The 21,296-nt window shown below is 66.9% G+C and carries 21 protein-coding genes and 1 pseudogene; 14 read left to right on the top strand and 8 right to left on the bottom strand.

From position 1 onward, the window contains the following. Positions 1-3 precede the first annotated feature (3 nt). The 7 genes from ADY59_RS01050 (at position 4) to ADY59_RS01020 (ending at position 3,846) form a co-directional block, all read left to right on the top strand. Positions 4-525, top strand: coding sequence for a hypothetical protein (locus ADY59_RS01050; RefSeq protein WP_049556485.1), 522 nt, complete (start codon positions 4-6; stop codon positions 523-525). After that, on the top strand, positions 522-1,049 hold the full coding sequence (locus ADY59_RS01045) for a hypothetical protein (protein ID WP_049556484.1): 528 nt from the start codon (positions 522-524) through the stop codon (positions 1,047-1,049). Before ADY59_RS01050 ends, ADY59_RS01045 begins: the two co-directional genes overlap by 4 nt. Beyond that, positions 1,046-1,225 (top strand): hypothetical protein, encoded by a 180-nt coding sequence (locus ADY59_RS01040; RefSeq protein WP_049556483.1) that lies wholly within the window; start codon positions 1,046-1,048, stop codon positions 1,223-1,225. The genes ADY59_RS01045 and ADY59_RS01040 overlap by 4 nt, the downstream gene beginning before the upstream one ends. A 72-nt stretch (positions 1,226-1,297) precedes the next feature. Beyond that, positions 1,298-1,783 carry a hypothetical protein gene (locus ADY59_RS47375; RefSeq protein WP_053174343.1) on the top strand — a complete coding sequence of 162 codons (486 nt, stop codon included), beginning with the start codon at positions 1,298-1,300 and terminating at the stop codon, positions 1,781-1,783. Positions 1,784-1,898: 115 nt separating this feature from the next. After that, positions 1,899-2,393, top strand: coding sequence for a SigE family RNA polymerase sigma factor (locus ADY59_RS01030; protein WP_049556482.1), 495 nt, complete (start codon positions 1,899-1,901; stop codon positions 2,391-2,393). After that, on the top strand, positions 2,390-3,655 hold the full coding sequence (locus tag ADY59_RS01025; RefSeq protein ID WP_156325226.1) for a hypothetical protein: 1,266 nt from the start codon (positions 2,390-2,392) through the stop codon (positions 3,653-3,655). Before ADY59_RS01030 ends, ADY59_RS01025 begins: the two co-directional genes overlap by 4 nt. Beyond that, the gene (locus tag ADY59_RS01020; RefSeq protein ID WP_049556480.1) at positions 3,652-3,846 is read left to right on the top strand and encodes a hypothetical protein; all 195 of its coding nucleotides are present in this window, start codon (positions 3,652-3,654) and stop codon (positions 3,844-3,846) included. The genes ADY59_RS01025 and ADY59_RS01020 overlap by 4 nt, the downstream gene beginning before the upstream one ends. 239 nt (positions 3,847-4,085) lie before the next feature. Here ADY59_RS01020 and ADY59_RS01015 read toward each other — a convergent pair whose 3' ends face one another. Then, complete coding sequence (locus tag ADY59_RS01015; RefSeq protein ID WP_049556479.1) at positions 4,086-4,613, bottom strand: GNAT family N-acetyltransferase; 528 nt, start codon at positions 4,611-4,613, stop codon at positions 4,086-4,088. Positions 4,614-6,289: 1,676 nt separating this feature from the next. Between ADY59_RS01015 and ADY59_RS01010 the strand changes: the two genes are divergently transcribed. Beyond that, positions 6,290-10,036 (top strand): FG-GAP repeat domain-containing protein, encoded by a 3,747-nt coding sequence (locus ADY59_RS01010; RefSeq protein WP_156325225.1) that lies wholly within the window; start codon positions 6,290-6,292, stop codon positions 10,034-10,036. Positions 10,037-10,304: 268 nt separating this feature from the next. Then, positions 10,305-11,570, top strand: a complete 1,266-nt coding sequence (locus ADY59_RS01005; RefSeq protein ID WP_049556474.1) for a cellulase family glycosylhydrolase — start codon at positions 10,305-10,307, stop codon at positions 11,568-11,570. 385 nt (positions 11,571-11,955) lie between these two features. On the opposite strand, the gene ADY59_RS01000 is transcribed toward ADY59_RS01005, so the two are convergent. Then, the gene (locus ADY59_RS01000; protein WP_231618478.1) at positions 11,956-12,570 is read right to left on the bottom strand and encodes a TetR/AcrR family transcriptional regulator C-terminal domain-containing protein; all 615 of its coding nucleotides are present in this window, start codon (positions 12,568-12,570) and stop codon (positions 11,956-11,958) included. Positions 12,571-12,818: 248 nt separating this feature from the next. On the opposite strand from ADY59_RS01000, the pseudogene ADY59_RS53850 reads away from it, so the two are divergent. The 3 genes and pseudogenes from ADY59_RS53850 to ADY59_RS00985 all read left to right on the top strand — a co-directional run. Further along, positions 12,819-13,106: pseudogene (locus ADY59_RS53850) on the top strand (alcohol dehydrogenase catalytic domain-containing protein); the annotation flags it as partial. A gap of 334 nt (positions 13,107-13,440) precedes the next feature. After that, the gene (locus ADY59_RS00990; protein ID WP_049556464.1) at positions 13,441-13,917 is read left to right on the top strand and encodes a DUF6326 family protein; all 477 of its coding nucleotides are present in this window, start codon (positions 13,441-13,443) and stop codon (positions 13,915-13,917) included. A gap of 304 nt (positions 13,918-14,221) precedes the next feature. Next, positions 14,222-14,542, top strand: coding sequence for a VOC family protein (locus ADY59_RS00985; protein ID WP_197093371.1), 321 nt, complete (start codon positions 14,222-14,224; stop codon positions 14,540-14,542). Here the strand turns inward: ADY59_RS00985 and ADY59_RS00980 are convergent. Both ADY59_RS00980 and ADY59_RS49495 read right to left on the bottom strand, forming a co-directional pair. Then, a complete protein-coding gene (locus tag ADY59_RS00980) occupies positions 14,525-15,388 on the bottom strand; it encodes an IS3 family transposase (protein WP_231618489.1) in 864 nt (287 codons plus the stop codon). The two genes, ADY59_RS00985 and ADY59_RS00980, sit on opposite strands and share 18 nt — an antisense overlap. An 8-nt stretch (positions 15,389-15,396) precedes the next feature. Beyond that, complete coding sequence (locus ADY59_RS49495; RefSeq protein WP_049556460.1) at positions 15,397-15,690, bottom strand: transposase; 294 nt, start codon at positions 15,688-15,690, stop codon at positions 15,397-15,399. A 168-nt stretch (positions 15,691-15,858) separates the two neighbouring features. On the opposite strand from ADY59_RS49495, the gene ADY59_RS53845 reads away from it, so the two are divergent. Continuing rightward, entirely contained in the window at positions 15,859-16,200 is a 342-nt protein-coding gene (locus ADY59_RS53845) for a TfuA-like protein (protein WP_197093370.1), read from the top strand. Here the strand turns inward: ADY59_RS53845 and ADY59_RS00965 are convergent. Together ADY59_RS00965 and ADY59_RS00960 are read right to left on the bottom strand one after the other, a co-directional pair. Continuing rightward, complete coding sequence (locus ADY59_RS00965) at positions 16,165-16,641, bottom strand: hypothetical protein (protein ID WP_156325221.1); 477 nt, start codon at positions 16,639-16,641, stop codon at positions 16,165-16,167. The two genes, ADY59_RS53845 and ADY59_RS00965, sit on opposite strands and share 36 nt — an antisense overlap. Positions 16,642-16,645: 4 nt before the next feature. Beyond that, positions 16,646-17,146 carry a MarR family winged helix-turn-helix transcriptional regulator gene (locus ADY59_RS00960; RefSeq protein ID WP_197093369.1) on the bottom strand — a complete coding sequence of 167 codons (501 nt, stop codon included), beginning with the start codon at positions 17,144-17,146 and terminating at the stop codon, positions 16,646-16,648. 73 nt (positions 17,147-17,219) lie between these two features. Here ADY59_RS00960 and ADY59_RS00955 point away from each other — a divergent pair, with 73 nt between their 5' ends. Continuing rightward, the gene (locus ADY59_RS00955) at positions 17,220-18,056 is read left to right on the top strand and encodes an alpha/beta fold hydrolase (RefSeq protein WP_063780513.1); all 837 of its coding nucleotides are present in this window, start codon (positions 17,220-17,222) and stop codon (positions 18,054-18,056) included. A 405-nt stretch (positions 18,057-18,461) separates the two neighbouring features. On the opposite strand, the gene ADY59_RS00950 is transcribed toward ADY59_RS00955, so the two are convergent. Further along, a complete protein-coding gene (locus ADY59_RS00950) occupies positions 18,462-19,355 on the bottom strand; it encodes a TIGR03564 family F420-dependent LLM class oxidoreductase (RefSeq protein WP_049556452.1) in 894 nt (297 codons plus the stop codon). Positions 19,356-19,677: 322 nt separating this feature from the next. Then, a complete protein-coding gene (locus ADY59_RS00945) occupies positions 19,678-21,234 on the bottom strand; it encodes an alpha/beta hydrolase (protein ID WP_049556450.1) in 1,557 nt (518 codons plus the stop codon). Positions 21,235-21,296: the final 62 nt, after the last annotated feature.

Here is a 21,296-nt window from a genome sequence, read left to right as displayed (position 1 = left end):
CGGGTGTCTCCCTTCGAAGCAGGGCTGATTCTCGCCTGGATCGCGATCCTGATCCTGGCCGCGGCGCTCGCCGGACTGGTCGTCAGGCATGCGGAACTGCGACGCCTGCACGACCAGCTCACCAGGACGCCGCCCAATCTGGAGATCTTCGTTACGAAGGCGCTGCGCGACGGGCTCGGAATCCGTGAAGGCGCGTTCGCCGCCCTGATCGCCGACCGTACCTGCGGCTCGTGCGTGGCGGCGTTCAAGGAGCTGCAGAACCTCAGCGGCGCCCTGGCCGATGTCGACCTGCGGGTGGTCCTCGCCGAGCGCCAAGACGCCGAGTTCGAGGATCCCGGCGGGCGGATCGTGACCGTCGTCGACCCCGATGTCTGGGGACTCGTCCCCGGGACCCGGCCGGTCCTCGCGGTCGCGGGCTCCACCGCCGCCTCCGTGCGATTCGTCGCGCTGGACGGCCCCGACGACCTGCATGCCGCGCTTGCCGGCATCATCGCACAACCCACTGTCCAGGAGGTTCGATCATGAGTGCTATCACGCTGGACCAGATCCCTACGACCTTTGAAGCGAACGAGCCGTCCGCGCAGCCGAGCGTGCTCGTGGGGCGGATCAGAAAGAACGCGTTCTCCCGGCGAGGAGTGCTGCGCACCGCAGGAGTGGCCGGCGCGGTCGCGGCCCTCAACCTGGTCTCCTGGATCAGCCCGACCGCTCGGCGGGCGCTCGCTGCGGACACCACACACGGCTGGGACAGTTGCGCGGAGCAAGGCAACTACACACCACCATCGAACAACTACTGTTACGGCACGACAGCCGGCCTCATGGACGACGTGTTCTGCCGCCTCAACCAAGGTTATGAGCATCCCAAGTGGCATCGCAGTAACCGCGACCAGTGGCTGCACAACGGCACTTACCGCGAGAGCTGGTGGAAGATGGACACCTGCGTGGGAAAGAACGCGTGGATCTGGTCTGGTTACCGGTGCTCTGACGGAAACACGCGCTACCTCGGCTCATCCCCCTACACGAAATTCACCATCTGCCAGGTGAAAATGTGAGGTCCTGGTTCGCCGTACGACTCAGGATGGGGGTTTTCCATCCGGTAAGCCCCCTCCTGGTCACCGCCGCCGCGGCAGTCGTACTGCTGTTCGCCGGCCACGGGCAGATCCAGTCGGGTACGGCCTGGGTGCTGCTGGCGGCGTGCAGCGGTTACGCGCTGTCCGGCTCGGTTTGAAGCTTCAACTCAGCGGAACTGCTGACTTCGTCGGTCTGGCGAAGATCTGGACTGGGGTACTTCTGCCTCGGGTTGCTGTTCGGCGGACTCACCAGCGCAAGCCTGCTGTTTCTGCTCGGATCGCTGCTCGGCTCCTGGCGCGAGACGCTCGCCATACCGTTGCTGGCGATCGTGACCGCAATCACCGTGGCGTACGAATGCGGGTGGCGGCGATTCGAGCTGCCGTCGGCCAAACGGCTGGTTCCGCAGGAGGTCATCGGGCGAGGCCCGGTCATCGGGGCATTGCAGTTCGGCTTCGAGATGGGGACTGGCGCGCGGACGTTCATGCCGACGTTCTTGCCGTACATCACCATCACCCTGCTCCTGACCAGCAGCTCCTTCGGTGAAGCCGGGCTGGCCGGGCTCGGCTTCGGCTTGGGCAGGGCGGCCATGGTCACCGCGCGCTATTTCTACGGCGACCCGGACGAATGGGACGGCGAACTGGCCGGGATCCTGCGCTATCTGCCCTGGGCGTTCATGATCATCATGGTGGTACCGGCCTGGATCATACTTCGGTGAAACCCCCAACCGATCCGACCGCCGGGTGCGTCTTGAAGATATGACGCTGACAAGGGGAGCGCAGGTGCCCGAGGTCGATGTCGGGCCGTTAGCCGAGAGAGGCATACGGGTGACGATGGGGTCGCGGGAGGCGTTCGAGGAGTTCGTCGCCGCCAGGCGGCCCCAACTGCTCCGCGCCGCCTGGCTGATCACGGGGGACCGGGAACTCGCCGAGGACCTGCTGCAGGAGGCGCTGATCAAACTGGCTCGCGCCTGGCCGCGAGTGCACACCGACCCCGCCGCATACGTACGGACGATCCTCTACCGCGACGCTGTCTCCTGGTGGCGGCGCCGGCGGACACACACCGTGGGCCAGACGGACCTGCGCGTGGTCGACGCCGCGGAGCAGGTCGTCCTGCGCGTGACGTTCACCGGCGCGCTCGCCAGGCTGACCGTACGGCAGCGCGCCGTGCTGGTCCTGCGTTACCTGGAGGACCTGTCGGTGGCCGAGACCGCCCAGGTACTCGGCGTCTCGACGGGAACGGTGAAGAGCCAGACGAGCGTGGCGCTCGAGCGGCTGCGGCGGGTGGCGCCCGAACTACGCGGGCTGACGGAGGAGGCGGACTCATGACGGATCTGCGAAATCTGATGCGGGAGGCCGCCGAGGCCCTTCCCATCGAGCAGCACACCCCGGCGGGGCACGCCTGGAGGGACGGCGAGCGCAGGCGGGTGCGAGCCAGAGTCGCCTCGGGGATCGCAGCGCTGGCAGCAGTTGCGGCGGGGACCGCGGTCACCCTGAACGTGCTTCCGGCCGGCGGACCCGAGCGGGTGGCGACGCCGCCCAGCACGTTCTCAGAGGCGCTCCCCAGCACGCCGCCCGGCGTGTTCCCCGTCGACAGGGCACCGGAGATCGAGGCGGGACTGCCGAGGATCCCCTCCGTACTGCCGGACCGGGTCGTCCTCGGCGCGGCGACGAAGCTGTCCGCGGATCCGACGCCGCGAGCGGTCCTCCTCCTGCAGCGCCAGTCCATCGGCTCCCCCGTCCATGTGCTGGGGGAGGACGGGCGGCTGCGCGTCATCGACGGCATCGGCGCGGCTGACACCGCCGACAGCGAGGGCAACGAGACCGTGGCTCTCGGCTCGGCGTCGCTGAGCCCGGACGGGACCATGGCGGCGCTGCCCCTGCGGGATGGCGTGGCCGTGGCCGAACTGACCACCGGGACGGTACGGCGCTTCGCCGTACCGGGTGCCAACGAACGGGTGGCGTGGCTGCCACAGGCGGCGGGCCTCCTGATCGAACGGGAGGAGCGGTCGGTCACTCTCGACCTCGCCTCCGGCAACGTCCGGGACATGCCGTTCGGCGGGTTCGCCGCGGTGCAGGGCAGCGTGGAGGGGATCACCCGCATCGCCTCGGCGCAGGATCGGCCCGGTACGACGCTGTCCTCCTGGTCCGCGGCCGGAGAGCGGCTCTCCGAGCACGCGGTTCCGCTCAAGGAAGTCACCACCGAGGGGAAAGTGCTGCTCAGCGGAGGAAACCGGGGAATGGGCAGCCGCAGAGGGGATCTCGTCGCACTGACCGTGCGGGCCGACCGGGCGCTGTGGCCGGGGAAGGGCGAGGCCGAGGTCGTCGTGGTGGTGGACGCCACCTCCGGTTCGATCATCCGTGCCCTGGTGATCCCCTGGGACGAGGGAGCCACCACCCGATGCGGTATCGGGAGTTGCCCGGTGAAGGGCTGGCTCGACCGTGAGAACGTGCTCGTCGAGAGCACGACGTACGGCGCGGGCGAGCCGGTCGTACGGCTGCTCGCCTGGAATGTCCGCAGCGGCGGGCTGAGCCTGGTGACCGAGCTCCCCGGCCGGGCCGTGGTGTCGGTGGGGGAGATCGCCCGATGAGGTCAGACCTGTTTCGTGATCAGCGGGTGTTCGCCGCGAAGGACGAGTTCACCGATCACCAGAAAGCCCGGGACCCCGCCCGCGACGAGCGGACCGCCGGAGGTTTGTGTGTCGGCGAGCAGAAGCGGCTCCTCCTCAGGCGGGTCGCCGAAGTCGCAGTGGGGAGCGATCCAATCGAGGTTACGGCGTGATCCGCCGCTGACGTATCCGTCACGGATGGCCTCCCGCGCTCCGTCCAGGTCCGCTACGGCGGCGTGCGGTGTCGGTGGCGGTCTTCTTGTTGACGACCTCGTCGACCAGGTCACGGACGTCGTAGCCGTAGGCGGCCAGCGTCTTGTCGTGGGTGCGCGGGGTGACGGCGCTGTTCTCGTTGTAGGCGTAGGTGACAGCCAGCCCTCCCGCAACGGCCAGACGACCTTCGCCGGAGTGATCAAACCAATTCGGAACTCAGCAGGCCCATCATCAGGAAGTCGTACCTCCTGCCCTTCGTGCGGAAAGCTTCCCGCCGTCTGCCCTCCTCGACGAAGCCCACCTTCGTGTACGCCCGTATCGCCGCTGCATTCTCTGCGACTACCCACAGCATCACCCGGTGCAGTCCCATCTCCTCGAAGGCGTACCTGCAGATGACGCGTAGCGCATCGGTGGCGTAGCCACCGTTCCAGTGGTCGCGGTCACCGATGGCGATGCTCTCCAAGACAGCCTCCCCGTGGACGAGATCGGTTTCGCCCAGGGACACATATCCGATCAGCTTTCTACTGTCGAGAACCTCGATGCCGAGCACCATTTGCTCGAAAGTGTTGCGCGGCCGATTCTCGCCCTTGTCCATGTTCTGCGCCAGGGAGATCGGCGGACTGCTCTCCATCCAGCGCCCCACCTCTGGATCGTGATACCAATGCCACATGGCCTCACTGTCGGCCGGCTCGAGGGCGCGCAGACGTACACGTTCGCCAGTCAGCATGAAACTTCCTCCTAGTTAGATACACACATCTATTGCACGTGGCCCCGCCGCCCACGGTCGGCTCATCAGCCTTGCTGGCCGGCCGAGCGATTGCCTCCCGCCGCCTCTCCGGTAGTGCGGCAGGTTCGTCACTCCCGCTCGCCGTTGCCGTCAGTGGCGGCGTTCGGACCGCTGCACCCGGATCAGTCCGGCAGGCGGCTCAACGCGCGATGGAACGGCGAAATCGTGCACAGCGATACTTTGGCCGCGGCATCGGGCCCTCGCGGCTGCTGCCTATCAACGGCTTCCTCGCATCCGCAGCTTCTCCTCGTAAGCCGGCGTGGACAGCCTTACCCCGCCCCAGTAACTGGCCGACCTCTTCTCGGACTCTAGGCGTGATATTGGACCAGAGGTGATTCCACCAGACCCCGCCCACCCCGCCTGATTGAAGTAGATCGCCCGCCTGAACCGTCACCGCCACCGTGGCCCGCGCGGGAATTGCCGTGCTGGCCGTAACGCCGAAGACGGTCGTAGCTGCCCCAACGGCCGGCCTTGCACCGAAGGTCGTTCGCAACGTGAGCCTCTCGTACATGAATTGATCGCCAACAGCGAGGTGCTTGTTCTGGTCGATGATGGCAGCGTTTCCGTTGACTTCGATGCCATTTGCCCCACGCCAAGCAGGGTTGGGTTTCGGAGCATTCTCGAAGAAGCGCTGAAGACAGCTGACCATAACTCGAATACGATTCTCTCGTATCCACCACTGGCCAACAATGTCCGTTGGCGCCATCCTCCGTATGATTCCGGCCAAGCCTGCGGCCACGTGGAGCGAACTTCCCAGGCGGTCACCCGGGGCGGAGTAACTGGAGCCCATCCGTGGGGTGGCCGCAGCAGTGGCCGGTGGCGCGGACGCGAGGTCGGCTGATCAGTCGCATCGGGGCGGTATCGAGCTTGCGGAGGCCCGCTGTGAACCGTTGCCCGTGTGCGTGGCTAGGTCGTCGCGCATGGCAGCCTGCGGCTGGCGCAGCGGATCAGTGGTCACCATCGCGGCGATGCCGTTCGTCGCGGGCCAGGTCGTGGCTGCGCTTGGCCCTTCCCGCTGCGTGCCTCAGTAGCCCCGGAGCCACATGGGACTACAGCGCGAGGCGAGGCGGCCGGGAACAGGGGAAGTCCAATAGGGCTGCGAGGGTGCGGCCGCGTCAGACGCTCTTGCCGACGTCCCGGCGGGGTGCGGGGCCGGCCATGGCGCTGCATCGAGTAGCTCACGCTGGTGCGCGGCGGCTTCGTCGGTGAAGGTGACGACCGGGTGGGCCATCTGCAAGATCTTGGCGGGAAACGGTCGAGGGTTGGCAGTACGGGTGATTGCCGATGCCGTCACAGCGGGTGCAGGGTATCGGGAAGGTTGAGCTTTTAATCAAGGGTCGCGATATGCGCCCGGTAGAAATCGCATCAAGCAGCGCCGCCTTCCGCTCCGCGCCAATGCTTGCGCATGCTGCGCCCAGCGTTTGAAGCGTGTCGATCGAACGCCGGGGTGGCGTGTGGAGTAGGTGCTGGAACAGTGCTCGCCGTCGCAAACATTCGAAAGGTAAAAATTCACAGGCAACGCGACGTCTCAAGGCGGCAGGAATCTTCGATCGATGGGCTGCATGTCAAGCAGAAAGGAGCCAACCATTTCTTCTCGAGCTCGTGGATGGAGACAAATGAGCGGCTGGAGACGATTTTTCGTCTGTATCATGGCCGTCGTGATGGCCAGCTTCTTTTTGGGGGAGGCGTACGGCGCGCACGGAGCGGTCGCCGCTGAAGGGTTAGTCCAACGTGGGGCAGCGCAGGCGTTTGCTCCCTTTTATACCTGCAATGTATCTCAACTGGGGAGCGTCGAAAAGGTAGAAATCCTCTCGTCCGGCGCCAGCGCTCGTCGAATCGGAATATTGCAGGAGCGCGACAACACCGGCGGAGACATCGAGCAAACCTATCCGTACTCGGTGACGGAAGAGGTCACGCTGGCCGTCGAGACAAGTGTGGGATCCCAGGTAGAGGCCAGCAAGATAGTAAGCTTGGCCATAAACGCTCAATATATTACCAGAGTAGAACATAAAACCGCTACGACAAGCGGTGCCCTGATGAAGGTGCCGCCACGCCAACGTGGATTCATACAGTCGTATGTAAAATATGTGCGCGTCGCATACCGAGTAGACACGACCACCGTCAAGGAGGCGAATTTCGGGCCCCGGAAACCCGACGGTACGACCACCTGTTACAAGACCTCCAGCAGGAGCTTCCGTTGGGCGGTCATTCCCACGAGCTCAATCATATGCACCTGGCACACTCCCAACCCGCCCTGCTCGCTCAGCGGCTTCGCCAGCGGTGGCGGTGGCAGGGGCGGTAGCCACAGCTGGAGTGGGTCGGCGCCGACACCCGGCCCACAGCCGGTGACCGATGTCCGCGGACTCGCCGACGGTGCCTTGCTCAAGACAGGCGACACCGGCCGCATCTACAAGATGGTGGGCGGGGCGCCAGTGTGGCAGGCCACTTGCGGCGACGGGATCTGCTCGGGCACGCCGCGTCCGACCACGCAGGCGGTGATCGACGCCGGTCCAGACATTCCTCGTAACGGGTCCTCTGCCTCAGATCAGCGCGGACGGATCTACATTTTCGTCGGCGGTGCCCCCATCTGGCAGGACACGTGTGCCGCCCCGGTTTCGTGCGGTAGTCCGGTGAAGGTCTCGGACTGGTCCATCGACGCTCGCGACCATATGAACCATGCCCCGGCCGACGGTGCTTTGGTGCAGGCAAAAGCCGGCAGCACCGACCTGCCGGTAGCCGCGACGCTGGGCGGCGCTCTGGTGCCCTTCGAAAGCGAGCAGGAGGTCATCGACGTCGGCCACGGCACCGACTGGGCCGGCCGGGTGGTGGCGATCTCATCCGACAGCTACAACCGGATCGGCTTCATCCCGGTCGATGGGACCCTGGTCCAGGGAACCGCCCGCGGCGTCTCCACCGCGGTCGCGATGTACCTGGGAGGGGCGAAGATACCCTTCGAGAGCGAGCAGGAGGTCATCGACGCCGGGTTCGGCACCAACTGGGCATCGAAGGTGCGAGGCGTCCCGACCCGGCACTTCAACGCTCTGCCACCGGTCCCTCAAGACGGCACCCTTGTCCAAGGCTCCAAGGGGTCGACTCCGGTGGCGGCCATCATGGGATCGGCCAGGGTGAACTTCCGCAGCGAGCAGGAGGTCATCGACGCCGGGTTCGGCACCGACTGGGCATCGAAGGTCCGGGGCATGCCAGCGCGCGCCTTCAGCGCTTTGCCGACGCAAATCATGGATGGCACCCGGATCAAGAACGGGACCTCGCCCTCACAGGCCGTGGTAGTCGGCGGCGCGAGGATGGACTTCACCAGCATGGAAGAACTCAACGGCTCCGGATATGGCGACCGGACTCTATGGACGGTTCCCTCCCACGTCTGGGACACCCTGCCCAGAGAGATCGCGGATGGGACGCGGATCAAGAACGCCGGTTCGCCGACACAGGCGGTGATCGTCGGTGGGGCGAAGGTGCCCTTCATCGACATGGACGAAGTCAACGCCGCCGGATACGACGACGACCCGTTGTTCGTGGTCCCCTCCCGCGTCTGGGATGCGTTGCCCGACGACATCAGCATTGGCACACGCGTCGGCGTGGCAGGCAACCCCACCCAGGCCGCCATCGTCGGTGGCGCGAAGATCCCCTTCGTGAGCATGGAAGAGCTCGAAGGGGCCGGCTATGGGGACAAGCCGCTGCACATCCTGCCACCGAGGGTTTGGAGCGCGCTGCCCACGAAGATCGCCGATGGTACACGGCTCAAGGACTCCGCATCAGCGCTTCAGGCAGCCGTCATCGGTGGCGCGATCGTTCCGTTCGACAACATGGAGGAAGTCGAGGCCGCGGGCTATGCGAGCAAGCCCATGCAGGTGATTCCCAACCGGGTGTGGAAGACGCTGCCCGTGCAGATCGCTGACGGAACCCTGTTGCAAGACGTCTCATCGGCGGCAAAGGCAGGCGTCATGGGAGAGGCGAGAGTGATCTTCGGCAGTACGCAGGAGATCGTTGACGCCGGCTACGCCTCCAAGCCGATCCACAAGATTCCGCGGCGGGTGTGGGACAGGCTTCCCACGACGCCCAAGGACGGCACCCAATTGCATGTAGTGGGTGACGGGATCCACTCCTTGTACAGTTTCGAGGACGGCGACGCGGCAAGGCTGGGCACCTGCGACCAGATCGGTTGTGACAACATGCAGCGGGCCAATCAGGCATCGCTGGTCAGCCTGCTGGAGCCGATCAAGCCGACGGCTGCGGACTGGGCCGATGTCAACGGCGACGGGAAGCGCGACTACTGCCGTCGGGTCGGAACCAAGAACTACGAGTCCAGCAAGGTGCAATGCACCCTGTCGACCGGATCGGGGTTCGGCGCGACAATCAGCTCGGGTGTGCTCGACTGGGGCTTTACGGCCGGGCGCGCATGGGCCGACGTCAACGGTGACGGCAAGGCCGACTACTGCCGGGTCCTCGGGACGCGTAACCACACCAATGCGTACGTGGCCTGTGCGCCGTCCACCGGGAGCGGATTCGGCGCCAACATCATGTCGGCCCCGATCGACTGGGGCTACAACGCGAACCGGACATGGACCGACGCCAACGGCGACGGCAAGGCCGACTACTGCCGGCGTGTCGGCGGCCCCGGCAATGAGCGGGTGGCATGCACGCTGTCGACCGGTACTGCCTTCGGGACCACCTTCGTGTCAGCGGCTCTGCAGTGGGGTCATGCCACCGGGCGGGCGTGGACCGACGTCAATGGGGACGGCAGGTCCGACTACTGCCGGGTGACCGGTGAGACGAACAACATCGACGTGCGCCTGAAGTGTGCTCCGTCCACCGGTTCCGGGTTCGGCGCCGAGATCAGCTCCACCGCGATCGACGGGGGTTTCCCCGCCGATCGGACCTGGACCGATGTCAACGGTGACCGTATGGCCGACTACTGCAGGCGCGTCGGCGGCACGGACAACCAGCGAGTGACCTGTACGGTCTCGACCGGCGCCGCCTTCGCCGCGACGACCCCGTCGACCGCCCTCGAGTGGGGGCAGCCGTCCGGGCGGGCATGGGCTGACGTCAATGGGGACGGCAGGTCCGACTACTGCCGGGTGACCGGCGAGACGAACAACAGCGGTGCGCGCCTGAAGTGTGCTCCGTCCACCGGCTCCGGGTTCGGCGCCGAGATCAGCTCCGCCGCGATCGACTGGGGATACCCGGCGTTGCGCATCTGGGCGGACGTCAGTGGCGACGGCAAGGCGGACTTCTGCCGCCGAGTCGGTTCCGCCGCCGACAACCGGATGGCGTGCACCCCGTCCACCTCGACCGCCTTCGGCGCGACGGTGGTCTCCGGCACCCTCAATTGGGGTCTGCCGGACTAACCACATCATCCTCCCGCCCGGGCACGCACGAGCCAGTGCTGCCCGGGCGGCTCGCGTCGGCGCGCCGGATCACTGGTGTCGGCCAGGACATCCGGAGCGTCTGCGCCGAATACATTCACGAAAGGCAACACTCTTGAGAAAGCTCCATGAGATAGCGAGTTCGGCATCGCCGCTTCGCGCGCGCCGGCGGTCAGTGATCGCCGGGACTCTGGCATTGTGCGTCGCCGCTGTCCTCACGATGATCGGAGGAGGTGCCCAGGCTGCGGAGTTGGCGCCGCTGCCCCGGCTGAAGGCGGTGTCCAACGTGGGCGCTCCGGGCGGTTATCTCGCCTACAGCGCGACCGGGTGGCCCTTCGTGCCGCGGGGAAGCAACTATGTGCGGCTCGCGGAACATGACGGCATCCATCCTTATCACGCGACGTTCGAGCCCGGCCGATACGAAGCCGCAAAGGCCAACCTGGCTCTGGAGTCCATGGCCCGCGATGGCTACAACGCTGTGCGCGTGTTCATCGACTCCGGCAGCGTTCCCGACGCGGACAAGGGGCATCCCCACGGGCTTGGCCGAGGGGCACAGCACAATGAGCCGCTGTACGGCCCGTACATGGACAACGTTGCCGGCTTCGTACGCATCGCCACGCGCCACAAGATCAGGGTGATGTTCTCGCTCGACCACATCGGGCAGAGCATCTACTACTACCGGATGATCGGACCGTGGGATTCCGGAGAGGTGCCGATCGAGGGACGCAATATCGAGTACCTGAACGGCGAGTATCTCAAGGCCAAAAGCGCTTATCTGCGAAACTTCGTGACAGGACTTCGCGATCGGGTCGGATCCTCCTTGCTGTCGACCGTCCTGGCCTACCAGCTCGACAATGAGGCATTCCTGACAGGCGACACGGGGCCGTTCAACCGCTCGTCCGGACGAGTCCGGACGGCCAACGGCCGGACTTATGACATGGCCGCACCGGAAGACCGGCAGAGGGCCCAGGATGAGAATCTCGCGGCATACGCCAACCAGATGGTCGACGCCATCCACAGCGTCGACCCCGGAGCGCTGGTGACCATGGGTACCTTCACGTACGGGGCCGTCGGCAAGCCGGGGCCCGCGGGTCTGCCCGCCGGTTCGCCCGGTGACCAGCGATTCCCCGTACGGCCGCGGAATCTCATGAACAGCTCGAAGCTGTCCTTCCTCGACCTGCACCTGTACCCGGTGGATCAGCCCGGCCTGAACGCCCCGTACGAACTGCGACGCGATCTGGAGACGATCGAGTGGGAGAAGGGAATCCGCGGGCCGGTGATCGTGGGCGAATTCGGCGCCTTCAAGTGGATGTATAACGACCTGGCCTCTGCGGCCTACGGTATGCGTGATCTTCAACGGCAGACCTGTGCGCTCGGCATGCGCGGCTGGCTGTTCTGGACCTTCGATACGCACGAGACCGAGGACCAGCGCCGGCTGTTCCATCTCACTGATGAAGGCGGCATGATCAACGGGCAGCTCGCGCCGATCGTACGGCCCAACCCCTGCGCCGGCTAATGCCATCCACCTGAATGTCGTCGCCGCATCACGATCGTCGCGGTACGAGGTGGCCTCGCCTCGCGGGAAGGGGCGGCCCTGCTGACACGGGGCGAGGCCACTGGCTCTCCGGACACCCACCGCCTCGTCCGTGAAGCGACCGGCTTGAGTCCAGGCCTTCAGCGCGCTTCGCCCCGGCACCATGGTCGACCGCGCCAGCCGCTGCCCGCGCCCGATCCAGCTGCCCGGCGCCCGCACCGCCGAAGCGCTGCGTGATGCGCTGATCGAGACTTTCACCGAGATGCCTGAGGCGGCCCGTCGGTTGAGTCGCTCGGGTACGGCTTGCGCTCAGCCACCGCGCCATCCCAGCACAACTGGATCACCTGACGACATCACGGATGGAGGCTCACGCAGGCACTCTCAGGGACTCGAGGGCGGCAAGGACGAGGTCGAGGCCGAAGGTGAACTCCTCCGCCGGGTCGTAGCCGGCAGCGGCGAGCACCGCGGCGGATTCGTTGAGGTAGGGGAACTCGTCAGGAGGAAGCTGGGGCAGGTAGACGTCCTCGGCCATGTCCGCGAACTCATCGGCGGTGTCGAACGGCAGGCCGGCTTCCTGCAGGGCGAAACCGTAGACGTAGCTGTCGAGCAGCCAGTTGGCGTGCGTCGCCATCAACACCGGGAAGCCGGCCCTCCGCAGGCAGGCGGTGACCGCTTCGCGGTGGCGGAGGTTCGCGGGCCCCGGCGATGTCCGCGACTCCATCAGGCCGATCGCCCACGGGTGGCGTGTGAGAACCTGCCGGGCGGATACCGCCCGGCGTCGCATCGCTGACTGCCAGTCGGTCCCTTCAGGCGGGAGCTCGATCTCCTCGAACATGACGTCGATCATGGCGTCCAGCAACTCCTCCTTGTTCGCCACGTAGTAGTAGAGCGACATCGCGCCCGCGCCGAGCGCGCCAGCCAGCCTGCGCATGCTCAGCCCGTGGACCCCCTCGCGGTCGGCGAGCCGGACCGCCTCGATCACCACCCGCTCCTTGCTCAGCCCCGCATCTGACGCGACCTCGCGCCGTTTCCTGGCAGACAACGGGTCTCCTCGCTCTCGAACGGCTTGACATTCGTACAGCGTACTATCATAGTACAGCGTACGAAGTACGGTGTACGAACCGGCGAGAGCCGCAGCTCGGACGTGAGGAGGCTTCGGTGGGAATCGAACAGCGATCGCATGCCGGAGCACGCCTGGTGCCGAGCGCGAGTCCGGCCGGGGCGACGACGATGCGGGCCGCCGTCCGGCACCGCTACGGCCCGCCCTCAGCGCTCGAGTCGTCCGAGGTCGAGCTACCGCTGCCCGGTCGAGGCGATGTGCTCGTCCAGGTGGGCGCGGCCTCGGTACATCCTGGCGACTACTCCGTCATGACCGGTGAGCCGTACGTGGTGCGCCTGGCGTTCAGGCTCCGCCGGCCGCGCCACGGCATCCATGGCAGGGATCTCGCCGGCGTGGCGGCAGCGGTCGGGAAGGATGTCACCGCTCTCCGCCCCGGCGACGAGGTGTTCGGCCAGAGCATCGCCGGAACGCTCGCGGAGTACGCCCGCGTCCCGGCGGACGTCCTCGTGTCCGTGCCCGCCAACCTGCCGGTCGTGGACGCGCCGGCGGTGCCCGCCTCGGCCACGACGGCGTTGCAGGCATTGCGCAAGATCGCGAACGGGTGTGTGCAGCACCCGCAACGTCGACGAAGCAGCCGACGCCCTCCGCTACGTCGCGGCCGGCCACACCCGAGGAAAGGTCGTCGTCACCGTCTGACGACCGGACCGACGAGAACGACCCGACCCCGTGCGAATGTACGCCCCAACCTGCCGCCACTCCGGCGGACGGACCGCTCCTCTCGAAAGAAGAACGATGACCATCCGGACGAAACCCCCGAACCTGCTCGACAACCCGCCGGTCCCCGTGCAGGTCAAGCTCGCCGCCGCATGGACCAGCTTCATGTTCCTCTACATCTACGTCGACTACTTCCACCTTTACAAGCCTGGCACCGTCGGCAACATCCTGGCCGGCGTCGTCTTTGAGTTCGACATCAGCCCGACGTTGCTGACCATGATGCTCGCGTCCGTGTCGATCCCGGCCCTGATGGTGATGCTCTCCATGACGCTGCCCGCCCGCGTGAACCGCGCCGCGAACCTCGTCGCGGCATCGCTCTACATCCCCTACTCGGTGGTCAACGCGGCAGGGGAGTCCTGGGACTGGGCCCCCTTCTACGGCCTCTCCATCGGAATCGAGGTGCTGCTCCTGGCCTTCATCCTGCGCTCCGCCTGGACATGGCCTCGAACCCCCGCCGTCCCAGCCGGTCCCGCGACGACCGACCTTCGACAGTAGATGTCCGTGTAAAGCCCTACGGCGCGAAGCCGTCCGCGCCGGCCGCGCCCGTAAGCCGAACTGCGGCTGACCGACCAGCAGACCCCATCCAACCAACCGCAACGACGAAAGGGGCATGAGGGCGTGTATCGAAAGCACCGGTCACAGTCACCCGCTGCTTCGAGGCAGGGGTAAACCGCTACTTCAGCGATGGATGTGGCGGGTACGGTGTGGCTGTGGCCGGTGATCGCGTGCAGCGGCGGCTTACGGAGACAGACGCGCGGACACGAAGGAGCGAACGTTGCCAGGCGCTGTACTGCGAGGGGTGACTCTGGACTGTGCTGACCCGCAGGTGCTGGCGGGCTTCTACGGTGCACTGACCGGGATGCGCGAGCTCTTCAGTACGGACGAGTTCGTCGCTCTGACGGACGGCTCCGGCTGTGATCTGGGATTCCAGCGGGTTGACGGATACCGGGCTCCGCAGTGGCCGGGTCAGGACGTGCCACAACAGTTCCATCTGGATTTCCACGCTGACGACCTCGATGCGATGGAGGAGCTGGCGCTGGAACTCGGAGCGGCCAAACCGGACCATGAGCTTCCCCCTGTAGCACGGACACCTGAGGTGAGGTCACTCAGCGGTGTCTGACGGCCGGTAGAGGGCCTCGAACGTGACGGGGCTGTGCATTCCGATGCTGGAATGTCGTCGGTATGGATTGTACCAGCATTCGATCCATTCAAAGATGGCGTTGGCTAGTTCTTCTCGGGTTTCCCAGCTTTTGACATCGAGAAGTTCGAGCTGCATCGTGCCCCAGAACGATTCCATCATCGCATTGTCGTAGCAATCGCCCACCGTTCCCATGGATCCGAGCAGGCCCGCGTCTCGCAGCCGCTTTCCAAAGGCCCACGACGTATATTGCGTGCCGTGATCGGAATGTAGAATGGTCGAGCGGGTGTCCGGCTTTCGCCGGGCCACCGCCATCGCTAATGCATTCACCACGAGATCCGTATCCTGTCGTGCGTCGATGGACCAGCCGATGACGCGCCGTGAATAGGCGTCCATGACGGTGGCGCAATACAGCTTTCCCTCGCGGGTGGGATGCTCGGTGATGTCGGTCAGCCAGAGCCGATCGGGCGCTTCGACGTCGAAGCGGCGCTGCACCAGGTCCTCCTCGGTGGCCTGGTTGACCAGGCTGCGGCGGCCCTTGCGCCGGTAGATGCCCTGCAGGCCGGCCGCGCGCATGAGCCGCTCGACGCGCTTGCGGTTGACCTGCTCACCCAGACCGAGCGTGAGCTCGGCGTGCATCCGCGGTGAGCCGTAACTGCCGCGCGAGTCGGCATGGATCCGCCGGATCATTTTGCTGAGTTCCTTATTGCGGAGTTCACGCGGCGGCTCGGGCCGACCGAGCCACTCGTAATATCCCGAGGTTGACACCTGGAGTACTCGGCAGGCCACCGCGACCGGAATGCGGTCGTCGGCGAGTTCGCGGACCAGCGAGTAGATTACTTTGGGAGGACGTTCTCCCGGGCGAAGTACGCCGCCGCCCGCTTGAGGATGTCGTTCTCCATCTCCAGCTGCTTATTGCGGCGGCGCAGCTCGGCGAGTTCCTTCTTCTCTGCGCTGGTCAACCGGTCACCGGGGCCGGCGTTGTCCTCGGCGTCAGCTTGTCGCAGCCAGTTCTGCAGGCACGAGCGGCTGACGCCCAGGTCCTTGGCGAGCTGGAGGAGCGGTTTGTCGCCTTGGCGCGCGAGCTCGACCGCGCGACGCCGGAACTCGGCAGGGTGTGGCGAGGGCATGGAGGACATCCTTCCTGATGATCAAGGGTGACCTCAGGTCAAGTGTCCGGAAAACGGGGGGAAGCTCAGTCGGCCCCGGACAGTTGAGTTGTCGATTCACGTCTTCGTCGGGCCGACCCGCCCGCGCACGAGGTTGTGCGTCTGCCGAAGGCGCACTGATACATCCTCGTGTACGGCACGGCGACCTCTCTGCGGCTATCGCTCCGGCAGAAGGAGATCCTGCACCTGCCGGCGAATGGCGTGACGGTGATTGGCTGCTCCAGCTTGGGCGCCCTCCGCGCCGCAGAACTGCATCCCCAGGGCATGACCGGCAGCGGTCAGGTCTTCGCGATGTACCGCGACGGTGTCGCCGACGGTGACGACGAAGTGGCGGTGGCCCACGATGAGGCGCCCCGACATCACACAAGCCCGTACCGCAGGCGTGCTGTCAAGTCGGCAGGCATACGGAATCGTCGCGACGGCACGCGACATTCCCTACCCGGACCGCTCCTGGAAGGCCGTCGAGGCTGACGGGGTGAGCGGGCACCGCCGGCCGGCTGGCTTTTCGGGATTGCGGCTGCGGTGCCGTTTCTGGTGGACGCGCTGCCGTTCGTCCTGGCCGGAGCGCTGGCAGTAGGTGTACGAGACGGGCGATTCCGTGTGAGACGCGGCTCGTCCATCCGCGCCGATATCGCCGAACGGCTCCGATGGGGTTCGTCGGCACCGGATGCTGCGGACGCTGGCGGTGTGGGTCTTCGTGATGAACATCGGCCTCACCGCGGCCATGTCGATGCTGGTCTCCTCCCTGCCGGCGGCGCCCTGGTGCGCCGGCTGGGTGTCGGCGACGTCATCCGGCCGGCATAGGCCGTGGACGTGGCCACGTTCTTGGCCCTGGCGCTCGGCCGCCATGCGGTTGTGGCTGGAGTCGCGCCCGGCCTGCATTCGATGGCGTGGAGTCAGCACTCTGCGCACTTACCTAATCCATCTCAGGCGAATCCCCCTCAAGCCGGTCCGCATCGGGAAGGGCGGCGTGAAAGCGAGGCATCGTTTCGTCGGTGAGGCGCTTCGCCAGCGTTTCCACTGCGGCGACGATCTGAGTGGCCTCCTCGGCGGAGCGGGCACCGAAGGCGGCGGCCAGGGCCTCGTCCACCGGAATGGACTCCACCTCGGCTTCACGGCGGGACTTGTCGGGGGCGTGCCGCACCAGGGTGCGGCGGCGGTCGCTCGGGTCCGTCTCGGTGACGACGACACCCGCGTCGCGCAATCGGGCCACGGCCGCCGACACCAGGCTTTGCACGAGCCCCGTTCGCTCCGCGATCTCACGGATGGAGGTGCCGGGATGCTCATCGATGTCGGCGGCGACAACCATGCCAGACCGTACGCCAATGGGTGACAGGTCGAGCCCGGCCGTGGGCAAGGCCTTTTCGCTCATCCTCATCAAGGCCCTGCCCAGGAGGAACAGCTCCACGGCATTCACTCAGCCATGATACATCTCTACAAGATGCATCATTATCAGATGCATCTCATCGAGATGGATTACGCTGGGAACCATGGACAAGACAACCGGCATACTGCGAGTGCCCGGCGCCCAGCTCCACTACGAAAAGCGGGGATCCGGCCCCCTCCTGCTGGTCCTCCAGGGCGGCGACGGTGACGCCGGGCTGACGGAGGGTTTGGCCGATGAGCTGGCCTCCGATCACACCGTGGTCACCTACGACCGGCGCGGGGTGTCCCGCAGCGCCCTGAACGCCGACGACGCGCGCCCCTGGAGCCTGCATCTGCACGGCGATGACGTGCACCGGCTGCTCACCGAGCTGGCTCGGGATCCGGTGATCGTGCTGGGTTCCAGCATCGGCGCGATGATCGGACTTGAGCTGGCCGCTCGCCATCCCGAGCAGTTGCGTGTCGTCGTGGCGCACGAGCCGCCGGCGATGCGCTTGCTGCCCGAGCCGGAGCGGACGGAGGCGCTGACCTTCCTGTCCAAGGTGATGACCACGTACGAGCAGGAGGGGGCCGGGCCCGCCATGATGAAGATGCTGGCCTACAACGGCATCGACCCCGCCCGCATGAAGGCCGAGCCCGGTGCGCGGATGCCCCCGCCGAGCGAGCACCGGTCAGCGAACATGGAACTGTTCCTCGGCCGCGATCTGCCGGCCGTGCGCGACTACGAGCCGGACGTGGCGGCGCTGAAGTCCTCGTCTGCGACGATCGTGCCTGCCATGGGGCGTTCGTCGGGCGGCATCGCGCCTAACCGCTGCGCGCAGCTGCTCGGCGCGCTGCTGGAACGCCCGGTCGTCGACTTCCCGGGCGGGCACAACGGCCTGATGACCCACCCTGGGGCGTTCGCCGACCGGCTGCGCGAGGTGCTCACCGACCAGCGACCATAGGCGGCTCGAACTGCGCCGATATTGATGGGGCCATGGCGTGGTCATGCCACGGTGGACGTGCGGACGATGGCCTTGAGAGCGACTCGTCATTCAGGCGGCGCGCGTAGTGGAGCGACCGGCGAACGGCAGCCGGGGCAGGGAGGGGCGCACCACGCCTTGAGCGGCGGCTTGGACACCGCGAATGTCGACACCCGGGGGATGCCCCAACCGGTCGCCGTGACGTGGACGGGCACGGACTGGTCCGGGGAGAGCGGCGGGACCGCGATGCCCGAGGCGGCGGGCGCGGAGCCGGGCAGCACCGCTGTCCCGGTCGATGCAGGGCGGCCCCGCGGATGAGGTGCACCGCGTCCAGCACGGGTGGACCGTACTCCCGCTCGGACCTGCGCCGGTCCGGTCCGGCCGGTCCTACCCCGCAAGGTCGGCCAGGAGTGCGGTGCTCCGGGCCTGTTCGTCCTCTGATCCGAGAAGCATCACCACGAGTTCCGTGGCACCGGCATCGAACAGCCGGCGGACCTGGCGCTCGACGACGATCTCATCACCGATGACGACCGTGTCCTGAGGGCCTGCGGCGCGACCTCTGTCGAGCACGGCGCGGTAGCTGGGCAACTGCCCGACCATCCCGAAATTCTCAGCGACCCAGCGCCTGCGATCGTCCTCGTGCGAGGTGACGCAGACGACCGTGGAAGCGACCACACGTGGCGTACGCCGGCCCGCCGCCCGGGTGATCGCAGGAACGACGTGGTCGGCGAGAGCCGCCGCATTGGCCCACGTCGTGATGGTTCCATCGGCCAAGTCTCCGGCCAGCCGCAACATTGCCGGGCCGAGTGCGCCGACAAGCACGGACGGCGGCGCCGCTGCCGCGATGTCGACCGCGCCCGCGGCCTGGAGTGTCTCGCCCTTGTACGTCACAGTCTCGCCCTTCAGCAGCGGAACCAGCACGGACAGGTACTCGCGGAGGTGACGAACAGGGCGGTCGAAGGAAAGGCCGTACTGCTCTTCGATGATGTGCCGGTGGCTGACACCAAGCCCCAGGCTGAGCCGGCCGCCAACCGCCTCCTGGGCCGTCAGCGCCTGCGCCGCAAGGGCCATCGGATGCCGGGGGTAGCTCGGCACCACCGCCGTACCGAGCTCGATGCCGGGCACCTGGCGCCCTGCCACCGCAAGTGCGGTGAGCGCGTCCCTGCCGTCGCGCTGGCCCAGCCACACTCCGGCGAAGCCCGCCGTGGCCGCAGCGCGAGTCTGATCGACGATCACGTCCAGGGACGGCCCCTTCTCATCTACGAACAGTCCGATGCGCATCAAATCTCCTCAAGATCGTGGGCGTACGTTCGAACGACGATGAGCCAGAAGGCAGCGCGGACAGCGTGTACCCGGCGAGCCTCCGGATGACGGATTCCTGTCGCCAGGTCAGCCGGAGCAGTGTCGCGGCGGCCCCGGACAGGGGCAGGTACGCGGCGGCAGCGCCGACCTCGAACCGTCCGCCCGGCCTTCCGGGGGAGGCACGGTGGGGGATCAGTTCCGTCTGAGTGGGGATCTCGCCACTCCCCACGAGGATCCCCTGTCCGGATCACCTTCGAAGTCAGGTCCTGGATGGTTGGTGACCATGATGACTGCCTGACGGTCAGGGCCGGGGGCCGTCGCAGGAGGCCTCCTTGGCCGGCCGGGCTCCCTTGATCAGGAACGCGACGGTGGCCTTGTCGGCGCAGGTCGAGCCGGTGCCGTAGACGAAGTGGCCGCCGTGCTCGACACCGAGGAAGCCGGCGCGGTCACCCAGGGCCCTGCGCATTCCCCGGCCCCCTGCCCACGGTGTGGCGTTGTCGCGGCGGTTCTGCAGGATCAGGATGTTACGCGGACCGCGCGAGGTGACCTTGACCACCGGTTCGATCGGCTTCCGCGACCAGAACGCGCACGGCAGGATGTTGTTGGGCATGCCCGCGCTCAGCGGGTACTTGGCGCGGGCGGCCGCGGTGGCGTCGGCGTAGGAGTCCACCTCTCGCGACCAGGTGGTGTCCCCGCAGAGCATGGCCAGGACCATGGTGGCCTGGTTGTCCGCCGGCACGCCCTTCACAGCGGGGGCGTCGGCGAGAATCTGCCGGAGCACGGCGACGTCCGCGTCCGCCGGGGCCTTGCCGGCCGACAGGTCGGCCGCCGCCTTCCAGAATCGGGTGAGCGGGGCGAGCAGCTCGTTGCGCTGCAACATCTGGTACGTGACGCCGCGCAGCAGCGCACCGCTGATGGCGACCGACGTGCCCGGCATCATGGCCGGCTTCCGGTCGAGGCGGTCGGCCAGCGCGAGGAAGGCGTCGGTGACCTCGCCGGCAGTGCTGCCCAGCCCGAGGTCGGCGTCGTCCGCCGCGGCCACGCGGGCGGCGTCCGGGAACCGGTCGTTCATGCCCTGGTTCCAGGTGTTCAGCATCTTCGCCCACACCTTGGCCGGGTCGACGTTGCCCTCCAGCACCATCCGGTCGGTGTTGCGGGGGAACAGCGAGGCGTAGACCGCGCCGAGGTAGGTGCCGAAGGACTGGCCCCAGTAGGAGATCTTCCGCGCCCCGAGCGCCCGGCGGATGCGATCCATGTCGCGGGCGGTGTTCGCGCTGTTGAAGAAGCGGAGCTTGTCACCGATCGTGGCGCACTGCCGGGCGACGGCGCGCGCGTTGGTGACGTTGCCCTCGATCGAGCCGCCGGCGCCGGGGTAGGGGAAGATGGTGAGAAGGCTGGTGCCGGACAGGCCGCAGCTCATCGGGGTGCTGTGGCCGACGCCGCGCGCGTCGAACCCGATCAGGTCGTAGGAGTCCAGCACCCCCTTCGGGAGCGTGAGTGCCATCTGGCCGGGCATGTCCAGGCCCTGCAGTCCCGGGCCACCCGGGTTGAACAGCAGGTCGCCGCGCTTCTTGCCGGGCTTGGCGGTGGCGATCCTGGAGACCGCGACGGTGATGGTCTCTCCGCCGGGCCGGCGGTAGTCCAGAGGCACCTTGACCAGGCCGCAGGTTTGCCCGGGGTTCCGTTTGGCGCCCGGTGCGGGTTCCGGGCACTCACCCCACTTGATCGAAGTCTGGACGTGACCGGCGGTCGCCACGGCCCTGGCGCCGGCCGGCTGCCCGCCGATCACCGCCCCCGTTGCCGCGACCGCGGTCAGGGCGCCGGCGACGGCGACGCGTACGCGAATGGTGTTTCCCATGGTGCTGTCCTCCGACATCGTGGTTGACCGTGGTTGTCAGCCGCTGATGAGAAAGGTAGGAG

The organism is Nonomuraea sp. SBT364, assembly GCF_001083785.1.
Taxonomy (GTDB): Bacteria; Actinomycetota; Actinomycetes; order Streptosporangiales; family Streptosporangiaceae; genus Nonomuraea.
Note: the sequence above shows the minus strand (reverse complement) of the source record. Positions and strands in the feature narration are given on the sequence as shown.